Annotated in this window: 2 protein-coding genes; one reads left to right on the top strand and one right to left on the bottom strand. The window is 74.2% G+C overall.

Going from position 1 to position 1,532, the window contains the following annotated elements; genetic code table 11:
- Positions 1-406 (bottom strand): lysine 5,6-aminomutase subunit alpha (locus HUX53_RS16615; RefSeq protein WP_303623169.1); only part of this gene is annotated, 406 nt, incomplete at its 3' end.
- 272 nt (positions 407-678) lie between these two features.
- Here HUX53_RS16615 and HUX53_RS16610 point away from each other — a divergent pair.
- Complete coding sequence (locus HUX53_RS16610; RefSeq protein WP_176404112.1) at positions 679-1,443, top strand: DUF4239 domain-containing protein; 765 nt, start codon at positions 679-681, stop codon at positions 1,441-1,443.
- Positions 1,444-1,532 lie beyond the last annotated feature (89 nt).

The raw sequence follows: 1,532 nt of genomic DNA, 5'->3' as shown, positions 1-1,532 counted from the left end.
GGCCGCTCCAAGACATGCCGCCGCGCGCCGCCGCGCCGGCGGCCTTCCGGGCGTGGCCGGCATCGGCCCCGGACGGGAGCCGGAACGACACCCGCCCCCGGGCGGCGGCCTGCGCGAGGTCGCCGAGGGAGCCGTGCGGGCCGGTCAGCAGCGCGCCCCAGACGGGCAGGGCGAGGCCGTGCTCCAGGCCGACCTGGTCGCGGACGGCGTCGGCGAGGTGGTTGGCCCAGGGGCGCCCCTCGTCGTCGGCGCCGGTGAGGCCGGCCAGGCGCAGCAGCGCCCGCTCAACCGAGACGGTCGTGTGGGATCGGGCCATGTCGATGATCGGCTCGGCGGCGCGGGCGGCGAGCCGCCGGGCGGTGCGCACCGCCGCCGGGTCGAGGTCCAGTTTTCCCTGCGGCGCCATCGCCGTCTCCCCTCACGCAGCCGCCCCTCTCAGGCCGGTCCGAACAATCATCCGTCATGCCGGGTTCTCTACGGGAGATCTTCCGGCATGAACACCGTATTTCACAAGAACTGGCAGCAGAACTCCCCCGCCTTCCCCTGCCCGCACTGATCACCTTCCCTGGCCGGGCGGTCACGTCACCTCCAGGTGAGGGTCATCGCGAAACCCACCGGTAGCAACGGTCCGTGAAATTACACTCACCCGAAGTGATGGAGCTCTGACGCGGGAGGGGCATGATCCTTTACTGTGCGGCCGCGGTCTGTGCGATCGGCGTGGTGCTCGTGGCGAGCCGGCTCGTCAAGCGCTGGAAGGGAGTGGACGACCCCGACCCGGACGGGCCCACCGCCGCGCACACCGGGGCGATGCTGTCGGCGCTGTTCCTGCTGGCCTTCGCCATCGCCATCGTGGTGCCCTGGACGACCGCCGACGCGGCCCGCTCCAACACCTACGCCGAGAGCCACGCCGTCTCCGAGGCCTACTGGGCCGCGAGCCGGCTGCCGCCGCCCGACGCGCGGCACGTCCAGGCGGCGCTGAGCCGGTACGTCGCGACCGTCCGGGGCCCCGAATGGCGGCTGATGGAGCACGGCCGGCTCAGTCCCGAGGGCCAGCGGGAACTGGACGGCCTGCGCCGCGACGTCATCGCCGTCAAGGCCGGCACCGACGAGCTGAAGGACGCCCGCACCGCCGTGCTCGACCACCTCACCGAGATATCCGCCGCCCGCGGCCAGCGCGCCATGGACGCCCGCGCGACGCCGCCGCCGGGGCTGCTCGCCGTCACCGTCCTCACCGGCCTCGCGGTCGTCCTGCTGCCGTTCCTGTCCGGGGCCCGGCCGCGCGGCGCGACCCTGATCCCGCTGTCGATGATGGCGGCGCTGCTCGCGGCCGGCACCTACCTGACCATCGACATCTCGCACGTGTTCACCGGCGCCCTGGCCGTCGGCCCCGACGCCTTCACGACCCTGCAGACCGAGTTGCCGCGCATCTCGGGGGGTGGGTGAGCATGCGCGCGCACCTCGCCGTGCCCGCCCTGCCCGCCGCGGTCGCGGGCGCCCTCGCCCTCCCGTCGTGCGCGCTCGCGGCCCCGATC

Source organism: Actinomadura sp. BRA 177, assembly GCF_013372625.1.
Taxonomy (GTDB): domain Bacteria; phylum Actinomycetota; class Actinomycetes; order Streptosporangiales; family Streptosporangiaceae; genus Spirillospora.
The sequence above is the reverse complement of the archived record's forward strand: the minus strand, read 5'-3'. Positions and strand labels throughout refer to the sequence as shown.

What these genes read in the sequence shown, in the direction of transcription:
- HUX53_RS16610 (WP_176404112.1), top strand. Translation starts at nt 679, where the DNA reads ATGATCCTTTACTGTGCGGCCGCGGTCTGTGCGATCGGCGTGGTGCTC.